A 25,263-nucleotide genomic window follows, 5' to 3' on the forward strand; every position below is an offset into this window, starting at 1 on the left:
GCATGGCCCGGCCGGTCCCCTCAGCGGCCCCAAGGCGGCGGGTCCGGGGCGCCTCACCAGCCCCGCCCTCCCGCCGCCCGACCGCGATCCCTTTGTCAGCCCCGCAGCACGGCCGAGGCCGCCCGCAGCGCCTCAGCCAGTTCCTCGCCGGCCCCGAGTTCCTCGGACTTCCGCCCGACCTTGGCCTCGCGCAGCATCGGGAAGGTCACCAGCGATACCTCCCACAGCTCGACCTCCGCCAGCACCCGGCGCCCCTCGCGGTCGCGCTCGGCCCGCACCGTGCGATAGCCGATCGACAGCCCGTCGATGGCCCCCGCCGCGATCAGCGCCGCCGCCTCGCGCGCCTGCGCCACCTCGGGCAGCAGCCGGCCGCGCACCCAGAGACCCTGCGAGTCCTCGCGGATCTCCTCCCAGATGCCGATGGGCTGGGCGGGGTCGTGCTGCCACAGCATCCGCACCTTGTCCCCCCGGGCGGCCAGCCGCGCCAGGCTCGCCGCGTATGCCCCCGGCGCCACGATGTCGCCGCCCTGGTCGGCCAGGCCGAACAGGCTCGCATAGCCCTCGATCACATGGCCTTCCGTCAGCACGGGCGCGCCGCCCGCGAACTTCAGCTCAAGCCCCAGATCGTCCATCCGCATCCCTCAGACCCCTTTTTCCGCGAATTGCAGGATCGACTGGATCGCCTGCGTCAGGATCACGGCGATGACGCCGTAGACCGTCATCCACAGCCGCCCTTCCAGCCCCTCGATCAGCGCCTCGATGCGCTCGAGCCGCTTGTCCACCTGCCCGAACTGCAGCGCCATGATGCGCTCCTGCGCCTCCAGCTTCTGCTCGTGCCAGACCGAGGGGCGGTCGATGAACTTCGACCCCTCCATCTCAGCCCCCCGCGACCGGAGGCAGCCCCAGCGCCGCCCGCTTCTCGGCATCCGTCAGGAAGCCCGCCGCCCCGACCCGCGCCCAGTGCTGGTCCCGCTCCTCGGCCAGCGCCGGGATCTGGTCCAGGTCCGGCTTCAGGTCGATCTCGGCGCCCAGATGCTCGGACAGCCACCAGGCCACCCCTGCCGCGACGCGCGTCGCCAGCGGCAGCACCGTCAGCCGATAGAAGGCCCGATGCGCCTCGGCGTAGTTTGCGTAGGTCGCGTCCCCTGGAATGCCGATCAGCATCGGCGGCACCCCGAAGGCCATGGCGATCTCGCGCGCCGCCGCCAGCTTGGTCTCGTGGAACTCCATGTCCGAGGGCGAGAACCCCATCGGCTTCCAGTCGAGCCCGCCCTCCAGCAGCATCGGACGGCCCGCGTTCCGAGCGCCCTGATGATGCTGCTCCATCTCGCTGACGAGGCGGTCGTACTGATCGGGGCTCAGCACCCCCTGCCCGTCCGCGCCCTTGTAGATGATCGCGCCGCTCGGCCGCGCCGCGTTGTCCAGAAGCGCCCGCGACCACGCGCTGGCCGAGTTGTGGACATCCACCGCCACTGCCGCCGCCTGCATGGGCGACAGCCCATAGTGGTCATCCGTCGGATGGAAGCTGCGGATATGGCAGATCGGATCGGGCGAGCCGGTCATGTCGAAGCGATGCTTGCGCCCGCCCACCGCATACTCATATGCCACAGGCCAGCCATCCGCCCCCGGCACCACGCTCATCCGGTCCGAGCGCAGCACGTGCAACTCGCCCGGCAACCCCGAGGCACCCACGTCCACCGCCTCAAGAAACCCGTTCCCCGACAGCAGGATCTGCCCGAAAAGCGCCTCGAACAGCTCGGCCCGGCCCTGCCCCGGATTGGGCCGCCGCATCAGGTCCAGCACCGGATGCACGTCATAGCGCCGCTCGGCGTCCTGGCAGACCAGTGGAACCGCCGCCGCTGCCTCGGCCACCAGCTTGACCGCCCGGAAGCCCACCGGGTTGCCGACAAAGCCCCCCCGCGTCAGCGCGCCCGTGTCGCGCGCGCCCCACAGCGCCCGCCCGGCTGCCTGCGCCGCCATCACCTTCCCGGCGGCGCTCGCCTTGGCCTCGACCACGGCCGCGACCGGCGCCACCTTCACCTCGGCGGCCCCTTCAGGGGCGCCCATGCCTTCCCGCGGCGCGCGCCGCCCGAACCACCGCATCGCCATGCGTGCCTCCTGACCCAAAGAAAAAGGGCCGCCCCCAAAGGACGACCCCTTCGATCCTGCCAAAGCCCAAGCCGGCTTCTTCCTGCCTCAAACAGCGCAACAAGGCGCCTCGCTACAGACCTCGGACCTGAGGGCGCCGATAACTCGCCGCCGGCTCGATCATCAGCTCGTGGACCGCCCAGACCAGCGCATCCAGCCGGTCGGGGCTTCCTCGTCCCTCATATCCCCGCACCGTCATCCGGCACATCTGGTCCTCCAGAGCCCCCAGCCGGCCGCTCCGCAGATGCTTCACCCGCCCCTGCTCATACAGTGCGGCCACCGGCTCGGCTCGCAGCCCCTTGCCGCGACCGGCGCGCAAGGCCCGGAAGGGTACCAGAGGGTCCACCTGCCGGATCACGCTTTCGACCAGATCGCCGCCCTGGTTGACCTCGGCCACCAGCCGCTCGGCCCCGTGCCGCTCGACCGCCGCAATCGCCGCCCGCGCCCAGTCCACCGGCCCGCCCCGCACCGAGGCATCCTCCAGCACATAGGCCCGCCACTCCTGCGGCGGCCCCTCGCAGACAACGCCTGCAACCACGATCCCGCATTCGTCGCTGGCGGCTCCCCCGGTCACCGCCGGATCCACTGCGACCACCACCCGGTCCATTGCAGGCGCCGCGTCCACCCGGCAACCTTCCAGCATGGCGGTCGTCCACAGCGCACCCTCGACGTCGTCCAGCAGCACGCCCTCAAGCTCCTGCCGCCCCAGCCGCGTCCCGGCATAGCGCGCCTGGACCTCGGCCAGGAAACTCTCGGCCAGATAGGCCCGGTTCGCATCCGTCGGCGCATGGGTCACCACGGTCGAGGCGTTTCGCAGGATCGCCTTCAGAACGCCGACGTTGCGCGGCGTGGTGGTGACCACCTGCTGCGGGTTCTCTCCCAGCCGCAGCGCGAACTGTAGCATGTCCCAAGTCTCCTCGGCCTTCTTCCACTTGGCCAGTTCGTCCACCCAGGCCGCGTCGAACTGCGGTCCCCGCAGCGCCTCGGGCTCATGCGCAGAATAGACCGTGGCAGTCGCCCCGTTCGGCCACACCAGCCGCCGCCGCCCGGCCTCCCAGACAGGCCGCCGATCCGGCGGACAGCAGGCCAGAATCCCGCTGTCCCCCATCACCATGACATCCCGCCCCTGGTCAAAGGTCTCGGCCACCAGCGCTACCCGCCGCGCCCGCCCCGGCGCCTCGGGCGTCGCCCCCTCGACCTGCGCGCGCACCCATTCGGACCCGGCGCGGGTCTTCCCCGCCCCGCGCCCGCCCATGATCACCCAGGACTTCCAGTCGCCCGCGGGGGGCAACTGGTGCGGCAGGGCCCAGAACTCGAACAGCCAGGGCAACGAGGCCAGCGCGTTGTCCGACAGCCCCGAGATGAAGGCGTCAACCTCCTGAGGCCCGGCGGAGGCAAGCCAGGCGGCGCCCGATCTCGTCTCGTGCGGCGGCAAGGTCGAGGCGGCCGGCCCCGACATCTCCGGCGACTTCCTTGCGAAGCTTGTCAACTCGGTTCCTTTCCTCCAGCACCAGCTGGGTCGCGGCCCTCAGGTCGCGCACCAGCCTCGCGGTGTCCTTGACGTCCTCGGTGCTGCCTCCCCGCAGCCCGATCCTCAGCCTGTGCAGCTCCTCGGCGACCTCGCGGAACATTTCCCCCGCGACGTCGATCGCCTCGCCCGCGCCAAGCGCCCCCTCGTTCCCCCCGCCAACGAAAGGTCCCTCCAGGGGTGCGCCCCCCGGCTCGAAGCTCATGTCCATGTTGTGTGATGCCCCGCCCCTGTGCCTGTCCGCACGAGCGAGAAACGAAAAAGCGGCCCGAGGTCACCGACCCGGCCGCTTGCCCACTTCTCCCAGCATGTCGAATGTGTATCTTGGACCGTTCGCAAAGTCAATCCGCCTGGGCAGGCAGGACCTTCCGGAATCCCGTTTAATCATTTATATTCAAAAGGATAAATAGCGCAACACCCAACCGCGCGGGACGCAACACCGGGCGGCAGCAGGGGTCTTTCCGGCCTTTTCCCTCGGACAACCCGCCTCGATCCACCGCAGGGATGGCGCCGATTGATTCCCATTGCGGCGGATCTCACCGGCAGAACAGGTGGTCGATGATCGCGCCCGCCACGTCGCGCGGCTGGCCCTCGGCGGGGGCGTGGTGGATGCGCAGCATCGGGAACCAGTTCAACTCCAGCACCGCCACCCGCTGCCCCGCAAGGGGCGCCGAGTGGTCCTCGGCGATCACGTCCACGCCCGCGTAAGGCAGCATGGGTACGGACCTCAGCGCCGCAACCACCAGCGCCTTCAGCTCGGGATGAACCTCATCCGTCCGGTCCACGCTGTCCCCGCCCTGCGAGATGTTGGACACCCGCTTCAGCCGCACCACACGCCCCGGTGCCGGTACGTCCCCGGGCGCAAGGCCCTGCTCGGCCAGCAGTTCCAGCGTTTCGCCGTCCAGCGCGATGCCGGACAGCGCCAGATGACCCTTGCGGGCCTCGTTCTTGGCGGCGACCAGGTCCTCGACCGTCAGGGTGCCGTCACCCTTCACGCTGGCCGGGCGGCGCTCGGCCACCGCGATCACCTCGTCGCCCAGCGCGAAGTAGCGGCATTCGGGACCCTCGACCTGCTCCTCCAGCAGCAGCCTGCGGAACTCGCGCGGGGTCGCGGCGATCTTCTCGCGCAGCTTCCGCTCGCCGTCGATGCCCATGAAGACATTGGCGCCAAGCCCGCCATTCGTGGGCTTCAGCACGAACTGCGAACCCGGTGAACGCGCCATGAAGTCCACCGCCTTGCCGACCGCCCGGCGCGGGAAGGCCAGACCCTCGGGCACGGGAATGCCGTTGCGCGACAGGAACAGCTTGGCCAGATCCTTGCTGGTGACGATCGTCCGCGCCAGGTGGCTGATCGAGCCTGCCATGGTCGCGTCGAAGAACTCGCGCCGGCCGCGCCCCTCGACGAGAAAGATGTCCCCCGAGATCTTCCGGACCTTCAGGCCCTTGTCCAGCGCGGCACGCGCGATCAGCTCGGCGCTCTTGCGGCTCGAAAAGCGGCGCGGCAGCCTGACATGCGCCCGCTCGAACATGGTCCCGCTGTCCACCATCCCTCCCCCTCAGCGCAGCCGCCGCACGTCCCGGACGTCGATCCCTTCGACCCCGGCCGCCGGGGGGCCGCGATGGCAGGCGAGCGTCACGAACTCGACCCGCCAGCGCTGCCCCGACAGGCGGCAGCGCACGGTGCCGTCGCTCAGGTTCCTTGCCTCGGCCTGTACGCCGCGGTCGGCGGCATGGCGCGTCACCCAGCGGCGGTAGCCCACGCCCTGCACCTTGCCGCGGATCGTCAAGGTGGCGCGGACCATGTCCGTCTCGGCAACGGGCCCCGCCTCGGCCGGGAAGCCGCGGCCTTCGACCCTGCGGCCCGCCATGAAGGCGTCCCACAGCACCTGCTCGTAGCCGGGCTGGATCAGGTCCTCGAGGCTGATCCCCCAATGGCCGTTGCCTTCCAGGATCACGGGTCCCTCGGGCGTGACCGCCACGTCCCACGCGATGGACATGGAGGTGTCCAGCGCCCGGTGCCCGGCCCTGACCGTGCGCAGGATCGCGTCGAAGCCCGGCAGGTCGGCCCCCCGGAAGCGGAAGCCGGTGACCGGATGCGCCTCGTAGGTCGCCCGCGTCTTGTCGGCCGCCGCGCTGGTGACGCGCCCGGTTGACGGGTCCACCGCGCAGATCATCCCTCCGCTCGAGATGTTGTCCACGACGGTTCGGCCGTTCCCGACGCGCCAGAAGGCCAGCGCCACGCGGGGAACGTCATCGCCGCTGCCGGGAAAGGTGATGCAGCGCACGGTGTTGACCGAGGCGGGCGCCGCCTGCGCGCAGCGCTCGTCCTGTTGCACCAGCTCCTGCACCAGGTAGTCGGACTTCCTGATCCGCCTCAGCCACCCGCCCAGGCTCTTTGCCACCCTTGTCCCGTCCGTGCCGTGGATCGTCCCGTCCGCGCCGATGCGGAACGAGCCCTCGCCGCCCCAGCCGGTCCGCGTCTTGGCAAAGGCCCCCCGACCCTGAAGGCGGCGCACCGCTTCGGCCTCGTCCAGTTCCTCGCCCGAGCCCGAGACGAACCGCCCCCCCAGGATCGCCAGCAGCGTCCGGGGCGCAGGCAGGCCGCTGACCGCCAGCAGCCCGGAAAACAGCAGCTTGTCGTCCAGCACCGCGCGTTTGGCGGCCGGAGTGGTGCAGAGGAACTCGTTATGAGCCCAGAAGAACCGCGCCGGGTGGTTGGTTGCCGCAATCGAGGGGAACCATGACTTCAGGAAGCCGGCATGGTCGAAGTCCTGCATCGCGGCCTCGCAAGTGGATCACGGATGCGCCCAGTTTGGACCGCGCATTGCCTCTTTTGTCCACAAAAACCGCGCAGGCCCGCGCCCGCCGCCTGCGTCGGAAGGCGGCCTAGGATCCCCCGCCGTCCGGCCGCCGTCCGGCCGCGCGCTCGATGCGGGAAAACAGCGGCGCGAAGCGGCCGCGATCATAGGTCAGTCCCTCATAGATCGCATAGGCCCGCCGTGCCCAGCCGAGGTAAAGCTGCGGCCGCCCCGTCCGGGCCGCAAGCCAGGCCATCCGGTGCGAGCCCCGGCTGATCGCCGCGCGGGTGCGATAGACGAGCTTGCGGCGCCAGCCGATCCCTTTCGCCTGCGGTGCAACCCGTTTGACCGGCCGGATGCCGCGCTTGGCCCATGTCAGGCGATAGGCCAGTCCCTCGCGCCGTTGCCTGAAGCCGGCGGCCTGCGTGTCGGCGACGAAATCGGCACCGACCGGTTGCAGGTCCAGCCGCCCCTCGGCGCGGGCCTCGTCGATCAGGCGCTGGATCAGGGGGGCGCGGACGACGACCACGTTGGTCCCTCGGCCGTCCGAGGAATAGGGCTCGACCCAGGCGTCGCCGAAGCTGACATCCGCGGTTTCCGCCACCACGTCGTCGCAGAAGTTGCAGGCCGAGTTCTGGAAATACCCCGCGCCCCAGTCGCCATCCGCCAGATGGAACCATTCGTTCTGCACCGTCGAGCCGTCGTCCAGCGTCAGATGCGCGGTGTACCAGTTCGCGGGCCGGTTCGCGTCCTTCAGCCGGTATTCGACCGCCCGCACCCGGTCATGGTCCGCGCCAAGCTGCCAGGCAAAGCTTTGGACGAAGCGCGCGCTTTTCATGTGACCGCAGAAAAGGCCAAGGAAATGCGTGATCCGTTCCGCCAGCACCGGATCCTGCGCGCGGGCCAGATGCACGGCCTTGATGAAGCAGGGAATGCCGACCACGGCATAGCGGCCCGGGATGGCGCGGACCTGGTCCAGCACCTCGGCCAGATGGATCGGGTGATAGCGGGACCGGGCGCCGGCCAGCAGTTCCTCCTCGGACCGGCTGATGCGATAGCCGAAGAAGGGCTGCCCCGGCGCGCCGGGATGGACGTGCAGGACACCGTCGATCTCGCCGCGCCGCATCAGCTCGGCCGCGACCCAGCTGACCATGCCGCCGGAACTGCCCCGCTCGCGGAAGGGCGGCTCGGCCACCGCGCCGACATGGCAGGAGGTGTACCGGCCCAAGCGGAGATCGTGATGCGGCGCCTCGGGGAAGCGGGCGGCGGCGATCTGGTCCTCGTTCGCCGCCTCGGGCGAGAAGGGGCAGAGCCGGGCGAAGCTCTCGCTGCGCCGGTGGGTGGCGGGGCCGATGGGCTTCAACTGACCGTAGTCGTCCCACTTCATGGTGGCATCGGTGCCCGAGGCACAGGCTCCGCAGCCGATGCAGAGGCCCGAGCGGACGATCTGCGCGGGGCTGAGCGGCTGCGTCATGCCCGCCCCGCCAGCGCCGCGTCGAGCCACGCGGAGGACTGCGCCCGCAGGTCGGCGATGCGCGCCTGCACCGCCTCTGAAACCGGCTCGGAAAGCAGCGCGGCGACATCGGCGGGGTCGCGGTCCTCGAAGGTCAGGTGCCGCTCGGCCCCCAGCAGCGAGGTCAGGTCGCGGACCTTGGTCCAGCGGTAATCCGAAGGCGCGCAGGCCAGCGGCTTGCCGTTCAGCAGCGCAAAGCAGCAGCCGTGGAAATAGGTCGTCGCCACGGCCTCGGCCCCCGCCACCAGCGCGGCGAACTCTTCCGGCCCGGCATCCAGCCGCTGCTCGTCGGCCCAGTCGTTGCGATAGCCGACGCTGAGTGTCCGCAGGCCGCGCGCCTGCGCCGCCTCGCTGACGCGGGCGGCGAACCAGCCGGGGATGTGGTGGCCGTAGACCAGCACATAGGGCGCTTCCTCCGCTGCCTGAACGCGGGGCGGGTTCAGCAGCACCGGGTCCAGCACCATCGCGGGCTCGGCGCCCGTCGCGCCCGCCACCAGCCCGAAGCTGTTGTCATCGCGCACCGAGATCGCGTCCAGCGCGCGCAGGCGGTCGGACCACTCGGGCTCGACGAAATCGGCGGCGTAGTTCCCGAAGCTGGCGGCATAGGTCACGACGCGCGGCGCGGCGATCCCTTCGCCCCAGAAGACCGGCTTGCCGCCATACCAGGGGTGCGAGAGGTTCAGCACCTCGTCGCTGCCGATCACCGCCAGATCGACCGGCGGCATCGCCTCGGGCACGTCCAGATCGAAGAGCGCGGACAGCGGCAGCGCCCGGAAGGCGTCGAGGAACTTGCGCAGCTTGCGCCCGTATTGCGCCACGTCCGCGCGGGACGAGCGGTCGGGCGTCAGCGGCTGGAAGGCATAGCGCCACTCGCGCGAGGTGACCTCGCAGGACTGGTGGTCCAGCAGCACGGCGTCATGGCCCCGCGCGGCGATGGCCTCGACCAGGCAGCGGGCCTGCCAGTAGCTGCCGTAGTTGATGCAGCGGTGGAAGGTCAGGACTCCGACGCGCATCCTATCGCCCGTAGATCCGGTCGATCACCCGCGCGACCGTTACCAGATGCCGCGCCTCGTCGTCATAACGCGCCCCTTGGGCCAGCCGCGTCAGCCAGTCCACCGCCGCGCGCCCGCCCCAGTCGTCCGGCGGCTCGGCGAGGCTTTCGGCGCGGATATGGTGATGCCGCTCGGCCCGCAGGTCGTAGAAGGACCCGCCCACGTTGCGCAGGGATGCGCCCCCTTCCGTGCCGTAGAACTCGGCCGCGATCACGGCCTCGCGCCCGGCCTGCAGCCCCCAGGAACAGGCGAGCCGCACCACGGTCCCGCCCGCGAGGTCCAGCGTGGCGACGGCATAGTCCTCGACTTGGCGCGAAGGGTCGGCCAGCGGCGCGCCCTTTGCGTAAAGGCGGCTTTCGACGCCCGTCACCTCGGGCCAGCCGAGCGACCACAGCGCGAGATCGATCAGGTGGACGCCGAGGTCCACGACGCAGCCCCCGCCCGAAAGCGCGGGGTCGTAGAACCACGGCTTGTCCGGTCCCCAAGCGTTGTGGAAGGTCACGTCCACGCCATAGACATGCCCCAGCGCACGGGCGTCCAGCAAAGTCCGGATCGCTCCCATCGCGGCGGTCTGGCGATAGGACAGGTCCACGCCCAGCAGGCAGTCGGCGCGGCGGGCGGCCTCGACCACCTCGGCAACCTCGGGGCCGGTGCGGCCCAGGGGCTTCTGGCAGAAGACGGCCTTGCCCGCGTTCAGGGCGGCGATGGACTGCTCGGCGTGCGCCGCGCTCGGGGTGGCGATCACCACCGCATCGATGTCCTCGCGCAGCAGCGCCTCCAGTCCCTCGACCCGCCGCGCACCCGGTGCCAGCGCCAGCGCCTCGGCCGCGCCGTTGTCGTCGGGCTCGGCCACCGCGACGATCTCGGCCAGCCCGGTCGCGGCCAGCGCCGCCATCCGGTGCCGCCCGATCCAGCCGGTGCCGAGGAAACCAAGCCGCGGGCGGCTCACAGCGCCACCCAAGCCTTGACGAAGGCGCCCGGCTTGTCGCGGGTGGCAGTCAGCGCCTCGCCCAACTGGTCCAGCGCATAGGTCCCGGTCAGCAGCGGCGACAGGTCCAACCGGCCCGAGGCCAGCGCATCGACCGCCGCCCGCAGGCCCGCCACGCGGACGCCTGCGTCCCGTTCATGGGCGCTGACGATGTCGATGCCCTTCCAGTTCCACATCTGCATGTTCACTTGCCGGGGTCCGTCCTGGTGATAGCCTGCGATCACCAGACGCCCGCCCTCGGCCACGAGTTCCCCCGCAAGGTCCAAGGGCCACTGCTTGCCCACGCATTCAATCACCCGCTCGGCCATGCGGCCGCCGGTCAGGCGCTTCACGTCCTCGATGATGCGCCAGTGGTCGTCCATCGGGATGGTCTCGGCGGCGCCCATCCGGCGGGCGAGGTCCAGCGTCTCGGCCCGGCGCGACACGGCGATCACCCGCGCACCTGCGTCCGTCGCCAGCCGCGTCAGGATCGCGCCCAGGAAGCCGATTCCGACGATCACGACGGTCTGGCCGGGGCGCACGTCCGAGCGCGCGAAGATGTTCATGGCGCAGGCCACGGGCTCGCCCGGAACCGGCATTCCGTCGAGCGCCCCGGGAAGCGGCACCACCATGTCGGCGCGGGCCACGTCGTATTCGGCATAGGACCGTTCCGTCAGCGCCGTCACGCGGTCGCCCACTGACAGGCCCTGGACGCCCTCGCCCAAGGCAACGATCCGGCCCCAGCCCTCGTGCCCCATGCCGCCGGGCGCACCGGGCCAGGTGGACCAGGGCTGGCCCTCCCACGGTTCGACGTTCGAGGCGCAGACGCCGCAGCCTTCCAGCCGGATCAGCACCTCGCCGGGGCCGGGCTGGGGGACGGGCACTTCGGCCACGGAAAACCGCTGCGGTCCCTCAAGGACCGCCGCACGCATGGTCTGGGTCATCGTCAATCGTCCGTAACAATGTCGGGGGCCGGAACCGGATCGCGGCGCCTCCCCTTGTGGATGGCAAAGGTGGAAAGGCTGTCATGGACCGCGAAGATCCCGCCCCGTCCGACGAGGGCATGAAGGAGCAACTGACCAGCAACATCATGCGGCTGGTCAAGCGGCGGCGCGAGGAGGACGCCCGCGCCTCGCTGAGCGACCGTGTGGCAGAAACCATCACCCGCGTCGCGGGCTCGATGACATTCATCATCCTGCACGTCGTCTTCTACGGCGGCGCACTGCTGGTCCTGACGGACCTGATCCCGGTCCCGATCCCCTTCGGCGACGGGCTGGGGCTGATCGGCTCGGTCGCTTCGACCGAGGCGATCTTCCTGTCGCTTTTCGTGCTGATGAACCAGCGGCGCGAGGAGCAGCGCGCCGACGCCCGCGCCGACTTCACGCTGCACGTCAGCCTGCTGACCGAGGACGAGTTGAGCAAGCTCGCGACCGTCATTCACCGGATGGCCGAGAAACTGGATGTGCCGATCGACGAACAGGCCGTCGAGGAGGTCGAGAAGAACGTCGATCCCGAGCAGGTCCTTGACGCGCTGGAAGAGGTCGAAGGGGACGGCGGCGCCCCCGGTCATCCCCGCACTCACGACGCCGGGGCGGCCAGGGTCGGCTCCGCGATGAAGGCCTCGACGGCCTCATAGGCCTCGTCATCGGTCATCTGTCGCGGCGGGTGCTTGCAGAAATACGCCGCCGGGGCCAGCACCGGACCGGAAAGGCCCCGGTCGCGGGCAATGGCGGCGCAGCGGATCATGTCGATGGCGACGCCGGCCGAGTTCGGGCTGTCCTCGACCGACAGGCGCAGTTCCAGGTTCATGGGGACGCCGCCGAACAGCTCGCCTTCCATCCGCAGGAAGCAGACCTTGTTGTCCTTCTGCCAGGCGACATAGTCCGAGGGGCCGACGTGGATGTTCTCGTCCGCGATCCGCTCGGCGGCGACGGACTGCACGGCCTCCGTCTTCGAGATCTTCTTGCTTTCCAGCCGCTTGCGGTTGGCCATGTTCAGGAAGTCGGTGTTGCCGCCGGTGTTCAGCTGGTAGGTCCGGCAGAGCTTGACGCCGCGCTTGGCGAACAGGTCCGTCAGCACGCGGTGCACGATGGTCGCGCCAAGCTGGGCCTTGATGTCGTCCCCGATGATCGGGACGCCCGCCTTGCGGAAGCGCTCGGCCCAGGCCGGGTCCGAGGCGATGAAGACGGGGATGTTGTTGACGAAGGCCACGCCCGCGTCCAGCGCGCATTCGGCATAGAACTCGGTCGCCTTCTGGCTGCCGACGGGCAGGTAGTTCATCAGCACGTCCACCCGCGCCTCGCGCAGCGCGGCGACCACTTCCTCACGCGAGGGCTCAGGCGCATCCGAGGGCATGAAGGTCCGCTCGGCCGGGTGGTCGGCCATGTGCTCGGCCACGCCGTCGAGGACGCGGCCCATGCGGACCACCGCGCCCGTGTCCGGCACCTCGGGGGCGAAGACGGCGGTGCAGTTGGGCGCGGCGAAGATCGCCTGCGCCACGTCGCGGCCGACCTTGCGGGTGTCGATGTCCCAGGCCGCAACGACGCGGATGTCGTCGGGGCGATAGCCGCCCAGGGCGTGATGCATCAGCCCGATGGCGTCGTTGCGCCCGGCATAGTGGGTCAGGCCCTGCACCAGCGAGCTGGCGCAGTTGCCGACCCCGACGATGGCGATGTTGATCGGCATGTGGGCGTCTTTCATGCGGAGGGCCTTCAGGTCAGGGCCGGCTGGAGCGCGGCCGGCGCCGCCTCAACCCGCGCGGGCGCATATCGTTCGATCATCGCGGCGCAGAAATCCGCGAACTGCTGCGGATCATGCGGCGGGCTGGTGTGATGCGCGCCGGGGCCGAGATGTTCCGGTGTGAAGCAGAAGGTGACGGTGGTGTCGAAATCGGCCAGCGCCTCCATCTGGCGGTCGAACCAGCCCAGCGCGTCGGGGCGGAAGCTGTCGGCCCAAGACAGGCCCGTGCGGAGGTGTTTCACGCCCAGCCGCTTCATCCAGGCGACCGCGTCATCAAGGCGCGGGTCCTGGTAATGGAACCACTGCATCAGCCCCATGTCGGCGGCGTGGGGCGCATAGGCGTCCAGCCCCGGCTTGGGCGTGCCGTCCGCGCGGATCAGGCCCATGTAGAAATGGCGGTAGTAAGAGGAGCCCTCGGCCTCGCGGTGCCGCGTCGTCGCGCCCCATTCCTGCGGCAGGTCGAACAGCGAATACCAGAAGATGCGCGGCACCCGGCCGACCAGCAGCTCGGCCGTCTTCTGGACGCCGAAGACCTGCACCTCTTCCGCGCCGAAGGAACCGACGCCGACCTCGGTCACCCAGACGGGCTTGTCCGTCACGGCCTCGATCTCGGCCACCTTGGCGGGCCATTCCTGGATCTGCCACAGGTTCCAGTCCAGCGGGAAGCCATGCACCGCGACCACGTCCACGTGGTCCAGCGCCCCGTGGCCCTGCATCCGCTGCACCCACAGCGGATCGATCGGGGACATGCCGCCGAGGACGCGGGTGATCGCGGGGTTCGCCGCCTTGATCGCCTGCCCCGCGAGCGTGACGCATTGGCCGAAGCGCGACCAGTCCGGGTCGAGTTCAGGGTCCCAGTGGGACTTGTTGTTCGGCTCGTTCCAGATCATCGCGGCTTCGATCATCGGGCAGGCTCCTCGGGTCGGGCGGGATAGACCACGTGGGGTCCGTAATTGGCGAAGGGCACCTCGGCGGTGCGGCACAGATAGACCTCGTCGGCGGGGCCGGCTTCCACGGCAAAGCCCGAGGCGCGCAGCATCGCCTCGACCCCCGCGCGGTTCGGGACCCACCAGTTGGTCCAGTCATGGGCCCATTTCCGCTCGATGAAGGCCATGCGGGGCCAGTCGGGCTGCTGGAAATGGGCATCTTCCGAAAAGTCGTAGTCCTCGGCGTGCTCGGCCACGGTGTCGGGGCCGCGCGTCAGCGTCTGGAACAGCATCATGTCGCCCGCGACATGCTCGCGGATCAGGTCCAGCGCCAGCAGCGGGTGGCGCAGGTGATAAAGCACGCCCATGAAGATCACGAGGTCGAAGCGTTCGCCCAGGCGCCCCACGTCATAGACGCCCATCTGGCGGAACTCGACGCCGTCCTCGCCCAGCACCTCGGCGGCAAAGCGGGCCTGCGCCAGGTAGCGGGCGTCCATGTCGATGCCCAGCACGCGGGCGGCACCCCGGCGGCGCATCTCGAAGCTGTAGAAGCCGGCGTTGCAGCCGATGTCGAGCACGGTTTTCCCGGTCAGATCCTCCGGCACCAGATGCGAAAAGCGGGCGAACTTGTCGGCGGGGTAATCCCCCAGGAAATGGCCGGGAGCGGTGCGGATGCCGTTCAGGTCCAGGTTGTGGAACCACGGCCCGAGACCCTCGACCCTTTGCGCGATCTGCGTTGCGTTCATTGTCCGTTCCGTCAGGCAGTGCCGTTGAGGGTTAGGACATGCCCCGCGCCTTGTCCATGCGCCATCAGCCAGCTGACCGAGGCGGGCGCGATCTCGAAGCGCAGCAGGTTGTCCAAGGGCAGCCCCAGCACCTGCGCGACCACCCCCCGGATCACGTCGCAATGGCTGACGCACAGCACCGGGCCGCCGCCCTGCCCCGCCAGATGGTCGATGTGGCGCATGGCGCGGGCGACCGCCGCCGCCATCGTCTCGCCCCCCGGGGTCGGCGCCGTTCCGCGCGCGGCGTTCCAGCGGTCCCAGTCCGGCTCGCCATCCAGGTCGGCGAAGCGCCGCCCCGACCAGCCGCCGAAGTCGATCTCGTCGAGGTCCGGCGCAAGGACCGGCGTCAGGTTCAGCCCGGCGCCCAAGATGTCCGCCGTCTCCACCGTCCGGCGGCGCGGACTGGTGCTGATCGCCGCAACGCCCTTTCCTGAAAGCCGCCGCGCAAGGGCCACCGTTTCCTCGCGCCCCGCCGCGTTCAGCGCCACGTTGCGGGTCCGTCCGCTCAGCCATGTGCCCAGGTCGTCATGCGATCCGTGGCGGACCAGCCCGATCAGAACGCCCATGCCAAGCCCCCGCTGTGCCGTAAAAACCATGTCAAGCAACAAAGATGAAGAAGAAGATGGAACCCTTGTCGCATGAAGGCTTTTACATCACGACATTGAGACTGCTTCAATTTCCAAGAAACCGACGACGAGGGACAAGTTGGAAAAGGTTCTGATCACCGGGGGTGCAGGGTTCATCGGCCGCTTCGTCGCGGACGAGCTTCTGCGGCGCGGCCACCAGGTCCGCGTGCTGGACGCGCTGATCCCGCAGGTGCATGGCGAGGGCGCGGGCCGCCCCGAGGCGCTGAACAAGGACGCCGAGTTCATCCACGGCGACGTCCGCGACGGGGAGGCCGTGGCACGCGCGCTGAAGGGCGTGGACAGCGTGATCCACCTCGCCGCCGAGGTCGGCGTCGGCCAGTCCATGTACGAGGTCGAGCGCTACACCTCGACCAACGACGTGGGCACCGCGGTCCTCTTCGAGAAGCTGATCGACAATCCCGTGCGCCGCGTCGTCACCGCCTCGTCCATGTCGATCTATGGCGAGGGGCTTTACAAGGATGCCGACGGCGCGCTGGTGCAGGACGCCGAGCGCGTAGGCATCCGCGACGGGCTGAAGCAGTGGGACCCGGTCGATGCGCAGGGCCGCCCGCTGACCCCGGTCGCCACGCCCGAATGGAAGCAGCCGAACCTCGCCTCGATCTATGCGCTGAACAAGTATGTGCAGGAACGCACGACCCACATCATGTCCGCCCCCTATGGGATCGAGGGCGTGTGCCTGCGGTTGTTCAACGTCTTCGGCCCCGGACAGGCGCTGTCGAACCCCTATACCGGCGTTCTGGCGATCTTCGCCTCGCGCTACCTGAACGGCCAGGCGCCGATGATCTTCGAGGACGGCGAGCAGCGCCGCGACTTCGTCCATGTCTCGGACGTGGCCCGCGCCTTCGCCGAGGCGCTGAGCCTGCCGCAGGCGGCGGGCGGCACCTTCAACATCGGCTCGGGCAATGACCGTTCCGTGACCGAGGTTGCGCAGGAACTGGGCCGGGCCATGGGCCGCAATGACCTCGAACCCCTGATCGTCGGCAAGGCGCGCATTGGCGACATCCGCCACTGCTTCTGCGACACGACGCTTGCTGCCGAGAAGCTGGGCTTCCGCGCCGACACCGACTTCCGCGAAGGGTTGGCGGAGCTGGCCGAATGGGTCGCCAGCCAGACCGCCGTGGACAATGTCGAGAAGATGCGGGCCGAGCTCGACAAGCGCGGGCTGGTGGCATGACGCGGCGGACCGACGCATCCGCCGATCCCCGGCCCGTGCTGGTCACGGGCGGCGCGGGCTTCATCGGCTCGAACCTCGCCGACCGGCTGGCCTCGGACGGCCACCGGGTCATCGTCTATGACGCGATGAGCCGTCCCGGCGTGGAACGCAACCTTGCCTGGCTGCAGTCCCGCCACGGCGAGAAGATCGTCCATGTGCAGGCCGACATCCGCGACGGCGCCCGGCTGGCGCAGGTCGCACGCGAGGCCAAGGTGGTGTTCCACATGGCCGCGCAGGTCGCCGTGACCACCAGCATGGTCGAACCGATCGAGGACATGACGATCAACCTGATCGGCACCGTGAACCTGCTCGAGGCCCTGCGCGCCAAGGGTGACGGCACTCCGCTGATCTTCGCCTCGACCAACAAGGTCTATGGCGACCTGGCCGACCTCGACTTCGCGCTGGAAGGCGAGGCCTACGAGCCCACCGACGCCGACGTGCGCGCTCATGGGATCGGCGAGGCCCGCCCGCTGGATTTCCACACGCCTTATGGCTGTTCCAAGGGCGCGGCGGACCAGTATGTGCTGGACTATGCCCGCAGCTACGGCGTGCCCACCTGTGTCTTGCGGATGTCCTGCATCTATGGCCAGCGCCAGATGGGGACCGAGGACCAAGGGTGGGTCGCCCATTTCCTGATCCGCGCGCTCAAGGGCCAGCAGATCACGCTGTTCGGCGACGGCTGCCAGGTCCGCGACATCCTCGACGTGTCGAACGCCGTGGAAGCCTATCTCGCGGCGTGGGCGCGGATCGAGGAAGTGCAGGGCCGCGTCTTCAACCTGGGCGGCGGGCCGCAGAACGCGGTCAGCCTGCGGCAGCTTCTGGACTTCGTGGGCCGGATCATCGACCGGCCCGTGGACATCCAGTTCTCGGACTGGCGGGCGGGCGACCAGCGTTATTTCGTGGCCGACACCCGTGCCGCCGAGAAGGCGCTGGACCTGTCGCCCAAGGTGGACTGGCAGGAGGGCGTGACGCGGCTGGCCCAGTGGCTGGCTGCGGAAAACGGCGTGAACCTGCCCGTGGGGCAGCCGCCCCTGAAGCAGTCGGCATGACGCGGCTGCTGATGACCACCGATGCGGTCGGCGGGGTCTGGCAGTATTCGCTGGAACTCGCCGCCGCGCTGAAGGCCGAGGTGGTGCTGGCGGTGCTGGGCCCCGCGCCCGATGCCGACCAGCGCGCGGCGGCGGAGGCGGCGGGCGTGAGGCTGGTGGACACCGGCCTGCCGCTCGACTGGCTGAGCGACGGCCCCGCGCCGGTGCTGGCCGCGGGCGAGGCCGTGGCGAGGCTGGCGCACGAGGTCCAGGCGGATGTGGTGCATCTGAACGCCCCCGCGCTGGCGGTTGCCCGCTTCGCCCAGCCGGTCGTCGCGGTGAACCACGGCTGCCTCGGCACCTGGTGGGACGCGGCGCGGGGAGGTCCCGTGGACCCTGCGCTCGCCTGGCTGCCGGAACTGGTTGGCCGGGGCTTGCGCGCGGCGGATCGCGTCGTCGCCCCGACGCGCGCCTATGCCGAGGCCACTGCGCGGCGGTATGCCCTGCCGATCCTGCCCGCGACGGTCCACAATGGCCGGACGCCCTTGCCCCTGCCCGAAGCACCGCCCTTCGAAGGCGCGCTGACGGTCGGGCGGCTGTGGGACGAGGTCAAGGACAGCGCCACGCTGGATGCGGCCGCCGCCCTGCTGGACGCCCCCTTTGTCGCCATCGGCGCGACCCGCGCGCCGCACGGCGCGACGGTCACGCCTACGCATCTGCAGGCCACCGGTCCGCTTCCGGCCGAAATCATCGCCCACTGGCTGGCCCGCCGCCCGGTCTTCACCAGCGCCGCGCGGTTCGAGCCCTTCGGCCTTGCCGTGCTGGAAGCCGCGCAGGCCGGCTGCCCGTTGGTTCTGTCGGATATCCCGACCTTCCGCGAACTCTGGGACGGTGCCGCCACCTTTGTCGCGCCCGGCGACGCGCAAGGCTTTGCCGATGCCATTGCCGGGCTGCTGGCCGAACCCGCGCGCCATGCTGCGCTTGGGCAGGCCGCCCGCCAGCACGCAGCCCGCTACACCCCCGCCGCGACGGCCGCACGGATGGCCGAGATCTATCGCGACGCGCTTTCAAGACGGACCCAAGCCGCATGAAGATCGTCTATTTCACCCATTCGCTGCAAAGCTGCTGGAACCACGGCAACGCCCATTTCCTGCGCGGCGTGCTGCGGGAGTTGATGGCCCGGGGCCATGCCGTCCGCGCGCTGGAACCGCAGGGCGCCTGGAGCCTGGAAAACCTGCTGCGTGACCACGGGCAGGCGGGGCTTGACCCCTTCCGCCGGAACTATCCCGACCTGTCGGTCGAGACCTATGACCCCGCCGCCGATCCGGTGGATCTGGCGGGCGATGCCGACCTGGTGATCGTCCACGAATGGAACGACCCGGCGCTGGCGGCCACGCTGGGCAAGGCGCGCAAGGGGGCCGCGCGGTTCAAGCTGCTGTTCCACGACACCCATCACCGCGCCGTCAGCGACCCGGATGCGATCCGCGCCTTCGACCTGTCGGGCTTCGACGGCGTGCTGGCCTTTGGCGAGACGCTGTCCGAGGTTTACCGCCGCTGGTGCTGGGGCGACCGCGTCTGGACCTGGCACGAGGCCGCCGACACTCGGCTGTTCCATCCTCCGCTCAAGGAAACCGACCGCGAGGGCCTCGTCTGGATCGGCAACTGGGGCGACGGCGAGCGGACCGAGGAACTGGAACGCTTCCTGTTCCGCCCGGCGCGGGACGCGGAGCTGGCCCTCGACATCTACGGCGTCCGCTATCCGGCCGAGGCGCTGGCGACCTTGGACCGCTACGGCGTGCGCTATCATGGCTGGGCACCCAATGCCGCGGCACCCGGCATCTTCGCCCGCCACATGGCGACGGTCCACGTCCCGCGCCGCTTCTACACCACGATGCTGCCCGGCATCCCGACCATCCGTGTCTTCGAGGCGCTGGCCTGCGGCATCCCCCTCGTCTCGGCCCCGTGGAGCGACAGCGAGAACCTGTTCCGTCCCGGCGACTTCCTGTTCGCCCGCGACGGGGCCGAGATGACCGCCCACCTGCGGGCGCTGTCGAACGACGCCGACCTGCGGGCCTCGCTTGTCGCGCGGGGGCTGGAAACCCTCCGCGCCCGCCACACTTGCGCCCATCGCGCGCAGGAACTTCTGTCCATCGCCGCCCAGCTCGGCCTCAACCTCGGAGCCTCTGCGGCATGAAGATCGCATTCTACGGATCGAGCCTGCTGTCGTCCTACTGGAACGGCGCGGCCACCTATTACCGCGGCATCCTGGGCGAACTCGCCAAGCGCGGCTATCAGATCACCTTCTACGAGCCCGACGCCTTCGACCGGCAGAAGCACCGCGACATCGACCCGCCGGACTGGTGCCGGTCCGTCGTCTATCCGGCGACCGAGGACGCCATGCGCGGCGTCCTGGCCGAGGCGGCGGACGCGGACATCGTGGTCAAGGCCAACGGCGTCGGCGTTTTCGACCGCGAGCTGCTGGAGGGCATCATTGCACAGGCCAGGCCCGGCGCCCTGAAAATCTTCTGGGACGTGGACGCCGCTGCCACCCTGGACGAGATGCGCGCCGACGACAGCCATCCCGTGCGGCGGGCGCTGCCCCACCTCGACATGGTGCTGACCTATGGCGGCGGCCCCCCGGTGGTGGACGCCTACCACGGCTTCGGCGCAAAGCTGTGCGAGCCGGTCTACAATGCGCTGGACCCCGCGACGCACCACCCCGCGCCGGCGGATCCGAAGTTCGCCTCGGACCTCGCCTTCCTCGGCAACCGCCTGCCCGACCGCGAGGCGCGGGTGGAGGAGTTCTTCCTCAAGCCCGCCGCGATGCTGGCGGACCGCAGCTTCCTGATCGGTGGGAACGGCTGGGAAACCAAGCAGATGCCGGGCAACGTCCGCCATCTGGGCCACGTCTACACGCATGAGCACAACGCCTTCAACTGCACGCCGCTGGCGGTCCTGAACGTCGCCCGCGACAGCATGGCGAACGTGGGCTTTTCCCCCGCCACCCGCGTCTTCGAGGCGGCAGGCGCGGCCGCCTGCCTCATCACCGACGCCTGGGAAGGGATCGAGCTGTTCCTGACCCCGAACTCGGAGGTGCTGGTCGCCCGCGACGGGCAGGACGTGGCCGATCATCTCGCCAGCCTGACGCCCGAGCGCGCGAAGGAGATCGGGCAGGCCGCGCTGGCGCGGATCAAGGCCGAACACACCTATGCCCTGCGCGGCGCGCAGGTGGACGCGCTGTTCAAGGCCCATGCGCGGCAACCCGAGGAGGCCCGGGCATGAAGCTGGTCGTCCTCGGCCTGTCGCTGTCGTCCTCATGGGGGAACGGCCACGCCACCACCTTCCGTGCGCTGCTCAAGTCCTTCGCCCGGCGCGGGCACGAGGTGCTGTTCCTTGAACGCGACGTGCCCTGGTATGCGAGCCAGCGCGACCTGACCGACCCCGACTGGTGCCGGCTGGAGTTCTACGCGGACCTTCCCGGCCTCGACCGCTGGCGCGAGGAAATCGCGCAGGCGGATGCCGTGATCGTCGGCTCCTATGTCCCCGAAGGGGTCGAGGTGTCCCGCCGCGTCCAGTCATGGGCGCGCGGCACGACCGGCTTCTACGACATCGACACGCCGGTGACGCTCGCCAAGCTGGAACGGGGCGACTACGAATATCTCTCGCCCGAGGTCATCCCCGGCTTCGACGTTTACCTGTCCTTCACCGGCGGCCCCACGCTGCGGCATATCGAGCGGCATTACCGCTCGCCCATGGCGCGGGCGCTTTACTGCTCGGTGGACCTGGACCTTTACGGTCCGCGCGAGGTGCCCAAGCGCTGGGACCTGTCCTACCTTGGCACCTACAGCGACGACCGCCAGCCGACGCTGGAACGACTGCTGCTGGAACCCGCCCGCCGCCGTCCCGACCTGCGCTTCGTGGTGGCGGGACCGCAGTATCCGTCCGGCATCGACTGGCCCGAGAACGTCGAGCGGATCGAGCATTGCCCGCCCGCCGACCACGCGGACTTCTACTCGGCCAGCCGCTTCACCCTGAACGTGACGCGGGCCGACATGATCCGCGCGGGCTGGTCGCCCTCGGTCCGGCTGTTCGAGGCCGGGGCCTGTGCCACGCCCATCATCTCGGACAAGTGGGACGGGATCGAGACCCTGTTCCGTCCGAGGTCCGAGATCGTGCTGGCCGACGGCGCCGCCTGCGTGCTGGCGGCGCTGGACGGCGACGCGGGCGCCATGGGGCGTGCGGCGCGGACGCGGATCGAGGACGCGCATTCGTCCGACCATCGCGCGGCCGAACTGGAGGCGCATCTGGCCGAGGCGGCACATCACAAGGCTGGCACCCGACCAGTCGAGACAGCGGAGGGATGAGCATGAAGAAGACCAACCCCAACGGCTCTGGCGCGACCGTTCAACCCCTGGCGCTGAACGTCGTGGCGGGGGGCGCGGGCTTCATCGGCTCGCATCTCTGCCGGGCGCTGCTGGACCGGGGGGAATCGGTCCTCTGCCTCGACAACCTGCAGACCTCGCGGCCCTCGAACCTGCGGGCGCTGGAAGGGCATCCCCGCTTCCGCTTCCTCCGGCATGACATCAGCCAGCCCCTGCCGGCGGAACTGACGCGCCTGGCGCCGCGCATCACCCGCGTCTGGAACCTCGCCTGCGCGGCCTCTCCGCCGCTGTACCAGCGCGACCCGGAACACACGATGCTGACCAACGTGGTCGGCACCAACAACCTGCTGCACCTGGCCGAGGCGGCGAAGGCGCGGTTCCTGCTGACCTCGACCAGCGAGGTCTATGGCGACCCCGAGATCCACCCGCAGGCCGAGGATTACCGCGGCAATGTCAGCTGCACCGGCCCCCGCGCCTGCTATGACGAGGGCAAGCGCGCCGCCGAAGCGCTGACCTTCGATTATGGCCGCGCGGGCCGGGCGCAGGTCCGCGTCGCCCGCATCTTCAACACCTACGGCCCCAACATGGACCCCGACGACGGGCGCGTGGTGTCGAACCTGATCTGCCAGGCGCTGAGGGGCGACGAACTGACCGTCTATGGCGACGGCAGCCAGACCCGCTCCTTCTGCTATGTCTCGGACATGGTGGCGGGCCTGATCGCGCTGATGGACGCCGAGTTCGACGGGATGGAGCCGGTGAACTTGGGCAACCCCCACGAGATGACGGTGAACGAGCTTCTGGGCCATGTGCTCAAGCTGACCGGCACCCGTGCCCGCGTGGTGCATCATCCGCTGCCCGAGGATGACCCGCGCCGCCGCCGCCCCGACATCAGCCGCGCGGGCGCGCTGCTGGGCTGGGCGCCGCGCGTGCCGCTGGCCGAGGGGCTGGACGCCACCTGCGCCTGGTTCGCCGAGGAACTGGTGGCCGAGCCCGCGGCCGGGGTCGCCGGCTGAGCATCATGGCCGATCCCTGGACGCAGGCCATGCGGCGTGGCGACTTCCCCGCCGCCTGGGCCGTCGCGGACCGGGCGCTGGCGGCGCGCGACCCTGCCACGCGCGACGATCCCTCGCTGCCCTATCACCTGCGATGGGTCTGGGACGGGCGGGTCTTCGACGGCCGGGACGTGCTGGTCCGCTGCTATCACGGGCTTGGGGACACACTGATGTTTTCCCGATTCCTGCCGGTGCTGGCCCGGCGCGCGGCGCGGGTCACGGTCGAGATGCAGCCCCATCTGGTCCCGCTGTTCCGGGGCTTTCCCGGCATCGACCGGCTGGTGCCCTTCGACGTGGCCCACCCGCTGCCACCGCAGGATTGCGACCTCGAGATCATGGAGCTGCCCCTTGCACTGCGCGCCGCGCCGTCGGACGCGCCGATGCCAAGGCTGGAGGTCACCCGCGCGGCGCTGCCCACCGGGACGATGGCGCTCTGCTGGGGCGCAGGGGACTGGGACCCCGACCGCGCGGTGCCGGAAGGGATGCTGGCCCCTCTTTGCACCGGTCCGGCGCTGTCGCTGATGCCGGGGCCGACCGCGCTGCCGGTCCTGAACCCGCAGGGCTGCCCCCTAGACATCATGCTGACGGCGCGGCTGGTCGCGGGCTCGGCGCTGGTCCTGACCGTGGACACGATGATCGCGCATCTGGCGGGGGTGCTGGGTCGCCCCGTCTGGCTGATGCTCAAGCACGACCCCGACTGGCGCTGGCCCGTGCCCGGCACGCGCACGCCCTGGTATCCGTCGATGCGCGTCTTCCGCCAGCCGGGCCCCGGCGACTGGACCAGTGTGATCGCCGAGGTCGCCCGGGCGCTGAAAGGGACCGACGAACGAAGGACGATGACATGACCGAGACCCGCCCCGCCCCGCTGGCCCCCGTCTCCTGGGGCGAGCTTCTGGACAAGATCACCATCCTCGAGATCAAGGCCGAGCGCATCGCCGCCCCTGCCGCGCAGGCCAACGTGGGCCGCGAGCTTTCGCTGCTGCGCGGGATCGCCGCCCCCATCCTGGACCAGCCGGGCCTTGCGCCCCTGCTGGACGGCCTGCGCCGCGTGAATGCCGCGCTGTGGGACATCGAGGACGACATCCGCGCCCGGGAAGCGGCAGGCGATTTCGGCCCCCGGTTCGTGGAACTCGCGCGCTCGGTGTATCTGACGAATGACGAACGGTCGGCGCTGAAGCGGCAGGTGAACGCCCTGCTGCGGTCGGAACTGGTCGAGGAAAAATACCACGCCGCCGCGAAGATCGGGTAAGCTGCGGCAAGGACGACAGCCATGCAGATCACCCTTGCCACGCCCGACGACATCGAGACGCTGTTGGACATCCGCACGGGCGTCGCGCAGAACCACCAGTCGCGCGAGGAGCTGAGCCACCTCGGCGTGACGCCCGACCGGCTGGCCGAGATGCTGCGCACCCGCAGCCGTGCCTGGCTGTGCCATGCGGAAGACAGCGCCGCGGGCTTCGCCATGGCGGACGCCGCGCGGGCGACGGTCTTTGCCCTGTTCGTGCGCCCCGAGTTCGAGGGGCGCGGCGTCGGCCGCCGCCTGATGGCCGAGGCCGAGGCCTGGCTGTTCGCGCAGGGCTGGGACCAGATCTGGCTTGCCACCGGCAGCGACGAAAGCCTGCGGGCCTGGGGCTTCTATCTCCACCTCGGCTGGGTTCCGGCGGGGGTGCTGGACGACGGGCAGGTGCGCTTCGTCAAGCGCCGGGCCGATCTCATGCCCGGCTGAAGTCGAAGCAGCCGGCCGGCACGCCCGAGCCGCTGACCATCATCGCGCCCCGGGCGTAGAAACCCCAGCGCTTCCCGGGCGCGACATCGACCAGCACCACGGCCATCGTCGGGTCGGCCCAGACGATCCGCGCGTCGGCCTCGGCCAGGACCCTTTCGGCCTGCGCGGCATCGACCGAGGGGCGGAAGACGATCGCGGTCAGGGCCATGTCGGCGGGCGTGCGCTGCGCCCAGGCCCCCGCCCCCAGCGTGACCAGCGCCACCCCTGCCACGAAGGCGCCGGACGGCGCGGCTCCTCCGCCCCCGCGCCGCATCCGCAGGCCCAGAAGCAGGGGGACGATCCCGAAGACGACCAGCCACAGCAGGTCCCAGGCCAGCGGGTTGGGACTGTCGATCTTGATGCGGTGGATGCCCAGGAACCAGTGCGACAGCAGCGTGTCCACGACATGCCAGGTGCCGAAGCCGATCAGGATCGCACCCGTGACGATTCCGCGCGACACCTTTGCGTCGCGCCGATGCGCGCGCCACAGGGCGACCAGGCCCCATGCGGCGATCACATACATCAGCGCGTGGAAGACGCCGTCCCACATGACCTGCGCACGCAGGTCGCCGATGCCCGGCACGAGGCTCAGCAGGTGGTGCCACTGCAGGATCTGGTGCAGCAGGATGCCGTCGAAGAACCCGCCCAGCGCGAAGCCGAGGATGGCCCCGGCCCATATCCATTGCCTGTCGGTCATGGCGTTGTCTCCCCTGCGGGGAA

General features: G+C 70.1%; 27 protein-coding genes. 11 read left to right on the forward strand and 16 right to left on the reverse strand.

All coding sequences use genetic code 11. The annotated features are described in order from the left end of the window. Nucleotides 1–95: 95 nt before the first annotated feature. The 11 genes from ACFFII_RS04840 to ACFFII_RS04890 form a co-directional block, all read right to left on the reverse strand. A complete protein-coding gene (locus ACFFII_RS04840) occupies nucleotides 96–638 on the reverse strand; it encodes an HK97 family phage prohead protease (RefSeq protein ID WP_377697759.1) in 543 nt (180 codons plus the stop codon). Nucleotides 639–641: 3 nt separating this feature from the next. Further along, complete coding sequence (locus tag ACFFII_RS04845; protein WP_377697760.1) at nucleotides 642–875, reverse strand: GTA head formation protein, RCAP_rcc01685 family; 234 nt, start codon at nucleotides 873–875, stop codon at nucleotides 642–644. Nucleotide 876: 1 nt separating this feature from the next. Beyond that, nucleotides 877–2,109 (reverse strand): phage portal protein, encoded by a 1,233-nt coding sequence (locus ACFFII_RS04850; protein ID WP_377697761.1) that lies wholly within the window; start codon nucleotides 2,107–2,109, stop codon nucleotides 877–879. Between the two features lie 112 nt (nucleotides 2,110–2,221). Next, a complete protein-coding gene (locus ACFFII_RS04855; RefSeq protein ID WP_377697762.1) occupies nucleotides 2,222–3,607 on the reverse strand; it encodes a DNA-packaging protein in 1,386 nt (461 codons plus the stop codon). Continuing rightward, the gene (locus ACFFII_RS04860) at nucleotides 3,519–3,881 is read right to left on the reverse strand and encodes a permease (RefSeq protein ID WP_377697763.1); all 363 of its coding nucleotides are present in this window, start codon (nucleotides 3,879–3,881) and stop codon (nucleotides 3,519–3,521) included. Before ACFFII_RS04860 ends, ACFFII_RS04855 begins: the two co-directional genes overlap by 89 nt. A 331-nt stretch (nucleotides 3,882–4,212) precedes the next feature. Continuing rightward, nucleotides 4,213–5,223 carry a hypothetical protein gene (locus ACFFII_RS04865; RefSeq protein WP_377697764.1) on the reverse strand — a complete coding sequence of 337 codons (1,011 nt, stop codon included), beginning with the start codon at nucleotides 5,221–5,223 and terminating at the stop codon, nucleotides 4,213–4,215. Between the two features lie 9 nt (nucleotides 5,224–5,232). Further along, nucleotides 5,233–6,453 (reverse strand): sugar-transfer associated ATP-grasp domain-containing protein, encoded by a 1,221-nt coding sequence (locus ACFFII_RS04870; protein ID WP_377697765.1) that lies wholly within the window; start codon nucleotides 6,451–6,453, stop codon nucleotides 5,233–5,235. 109 nt (nucleotides 6,454–6,562) lie between these two features. After that, nucleotides 6,563–7,948 carry a Coenzyme F420 hydrogenase/dehydrogenase, beta subunit C-terminal domain gene (locus ACFFII_RS04875; RefSeq protein ID WP_377697766.1) on the reverse strand — a complete coding sequence of 462 codons (1,386 nt, stop codon included), beginning with the start codon at nucleotides 7,946–7,948 and terminating at the stop codon, nucleotides 6,563–6,565. Beyond that, on the reverse strand, nucleotides 7,945–9,000 hold the full coding sequence (locus tag ACFFII_RS04880; protein ID WP_377697767.1) for a polysaccharide pyruvyl transferase family protein: 1,056 nt from the start codon (nucleotides 8,998–9,000) through the stop codon (nucleotides 7,945–7,947). Before ACFFII_RS04880 ends, ACFFII_RS04875 begins: the two co-directional genes overlap by 4 nt. A 1-nt stretch (nucleotide 9,001) precedes the next feature. Next, complete coding sequence (locus tag ACFFII_RS04885; RefSeq protein ID WP_377697768.1) at nucleotides 9,002–9,988, reverse strand: Gfo/Idh/MocA family protein; 987 nt, start codon at nucleotides 9,986–9,988, stop codon at nucleotides 9,002–9,004. Then, nucleotides 9,985–10,950 carry an MDR/zinc-dependent alcohol dehydrogenase-like family protein gene (locus ACFFII_RS04890; RefSeq protein ID WP_377697769.1) on the reverse strand — a complete coding sequence of 322 codons (966 nt, stop codon included), beginning with the start codon at nucleotides 10,948–10,950 and terminating at the stop codon, nucleotides 9,985–9,987. Before ACFFII_RS04890 ends, ACFFII_RS04885 begins: the two co-directional genes overlap by 4 nt. 83 nt (nucleotides 10,951–11,033) lie before the next feature. On the opposite strand from ACFFII_RS04890, the gene ACFFII_RS04895 reads away from it, so the two are divergent. Beyond that, the gene (locus ACFFII_RS04895) at nucleotides 11,034–11,642 is read left to right on the forward strand and encodes a DUF1003 domain-containing protein (RefSeq protein ID WP_377697770.1); all 609 of its coding nucleotides are present in this window, start codon (nucleotides 11,034–11,036) and stop codon (nucleotides 11,640–11,642) included. On the opposite strand, the gene ACFFII_RS04900 is transcribed toward ACFFII_RS04895, so the two are convergent. The 4 genes from ACFFII_RS04900 to ACFFII_RS04915 are packed head-to-tail and all read right to left on the reverse strand — an operon-like array spanning nucleotide 11,585 to nucleotide 15,022. Next, entirely contained in the window at nucleotides 11,585–12,706 is a 1,122-nt protein-coding gene (locus tag ACFFII_RS04900; protein WP_377697771.1) for an inositol-3-phosphate synthase, read from the reverse strand. The genes ACFFII_RS04895 and ACFFII_RS04900 overlap by 58 nt on opposite strands. 11 nt (nucleotides 12,707–12,717) lie before the next feature. After that, nucleotides 12,718–13,650 (reverse strand): glycosyl hydrolase, encoded by a 933-nt coding sequence (locus tag ACFFII_RS04905; RefSeq protein ID WP_377697772.1) that lies wholly within the window; start codon nucleotides 13,648–13,650, stop codon nucleotides 12,718–12,720. Then, a complete protein-coding gene (locus ACFFII_RS04910; protein ID WP_377697773.1) occupies nucleotides 13,647–14,417 on the reverse strand; it encodes a TIGR04290 family methyltransferase in 771 nt (256 codons plus the stop codon). The genes ACFFII_RS04905 and ACFFII_RS04910 overlap by 4 nt, the downstream gene beginning before the upstream one ends. Before the next feature lie 11 nt (nucleotides 14,418–14,428). Continuing rightward, a complete protein-coding gene (locus ACFFII_RS04915) occupies nucleotides 14,429–15,022 on the reverse strand; it encodes a histidine phosphatase family protein (protein ID WP_377697774.1) in 594 nt (197 codons plus the stop codon). A 139-nt stretch (nucleotides 15,023–15,161) separates the two neighbouring features. Here ACFFII_RS04915 and ACFFII_RS04920 point away from each other — a divergent pair, with 139 nt between their 5' ends. The 10 genes from ACFFII_RS04920 to ACFFII_RS04965 are packed head-to-tail and all read left to right on the forward strand — an operon-like array spanning nucleotide 15,162 to nucleotide 24,504. Beyond that, a complete protein-coding gene (locus ACFFII_RS04920; RefSeq protein ID WP_377697775.1) occupies nucleotides 15,162–16,277 on the forward strand; it encodes an NAD-dependent epimerase/dehydratase family protein in 1,116 nt (371 codons plus the stop codon). Continuing rightward, a complete protein-coding gene (locus ACFFII_RS04925; protein WP_377697776.1) occupies nucleotides 16,274–17,365 on the forward strand; it encodes an SDR family NAD(P)-dependent oxidoreductase in 1,092 nt (363 codons plus the stop codon). The genes ACFFII_RS04920 and ACFFII_RS04925 overlap by 4 nt, the downstream gene beginning before the upstream one ends. After that, nucleotides 17,362–18,435 (forward strand): glycosyltransferase family 4 protein, encoded by a 1,074-nt coding sequence (locus ACFFII_RS04930; RefSeq protein WP_377697777.1) that lies wholly within the window; start codon nucleotides 17,362–17,364, stop codon nucleotides 18,433–18,435. The genes ACFFII_RS04925 and ACFFII_RS04930 overlap by 4 nt, the downstream gene beginning before the upstream one ends. Next, the gene (locus ACFFII_RS04935; RefSeq protein WP_377697778.1) at nucleotides 18,432–19,538 is read left to right on the forward strand and encodes a CgeB family protein; all 1,107 of its coding nucleotides are present in this window, start codon (nucleotides 18,432–18,434) and stop codon (nucleotides 19,536–19,538) included. The genes ACFFII_RS04930 and ACFFII_RS04935 overlap by 4 nt, the downstream gene beginning before the upstream one ends. Beyond that, on the forward strand, nucleotides 19,535–20,626 hold the full coding sequence (locus ACFFII_RS04940) for a CgeB family protein (RefSeq protein WP_377697779.1): 1,092 nt from the start codon (nucleotides 19,535–19,537) through the stop codon (nucleotides 20,624–20,626). Before ACFFII_RS04935 ends, ACFFII_RS04940 begins: the two co-directional genes overlap by 4 nt. Further along, the gene (locus tag ACFFII_RS04945; protein WP_377697780.1) at nucleotides 20,623–21,708 is read left to right on the forward strand and encodes a CgeB family protein; all 1,086 of its coding nucleotides are present in this window, start codon (nucleotides 20,623–20,625) and stop codon (nucleotides 21,706–21,708) included. Before ACFFII_RS04940 ends, ACFFII_RS04945 begins: the two co-directional genes overlap by 4 nt. Before the next feature lie 2 nt (nucleotides 21,709–21,710). Then, complete coding sequence (locus ACFFII_RS04950; RefSeq protein ID WP_377697781.1) at nucleotides 21,711–22,739, forward strand: UDP-glucuronic acid decarboxylase family protein; 1,029 nt, start codon at nucleotides 21,711–21,713, stop codon at nucleotides 22,737–22,739. A 5-nt stretch (nucleotides 22,740–22,744) separates the two neighbouring features. Then, nucleotides 22,745–23,623, forward strand: a complete 879-nt coding sequence (locus ACFFII_RS04955) for a glycosyltransferase family protein (RefSeq protein ID WP_377697782.1) — start codon at nucleotides 22,745–22,747, stop codon at nucleotides 23,621–23,623. Then, a complete protein-coding gene (locus ACFFII_RS04960) occupies nucleotides 23,620–24,027 on the forward strand; it encodes a DUF6165 family protein (protein ID WP_377697783.1) in 408 nt (135 codons plus the stop codon). Before ACFFII_RS04955 ends, ACFFII_RS04960 begins: the two co-directional genes overlap by 4 nt. A 21-nt stretch (nucleotides 24,028–24,048) precedes the next feature. Next, complete coding sequence (locus ACFFII_RS04965; protein ID WP_377697784.1) at nucleotides 24,049–24,504, forward strand: GNAT family N-acetyltransferase; 456 nt, start codon at nucleotides 24,049–24,051, stop codon at nucleotides 24,502–24,504. Here ACFFII_RS04965 and ACFFII_RS04970 read toward each other — a convergent pair. After that, a complete protein-coding gene (locus ACFFII_RS04970; RefSeq protein WP_377697785.1) occupies nucleotides 24,491–25,240 on the reverse strand; it encodes a DUF2243 domain-containing protein in 750 nt (249 codons plus the stop codon). The genes ACFFII_RS04965 and ACFFII_RS04970 overlap by 14 nt on opposite strands. Nucleotides 25,241–25,263: the final 23 nt, after the last annotated feature.

It is taken from the genome of Paracoccus niistensis (assembly GCF_042432925.1).
Lineage (GTDB): Bacteria > Pseudomonadota > Alphaproteobacteria > Rhodobacterales > Rhodobacteraceae > Paracoccus > Paracoccus niistensis.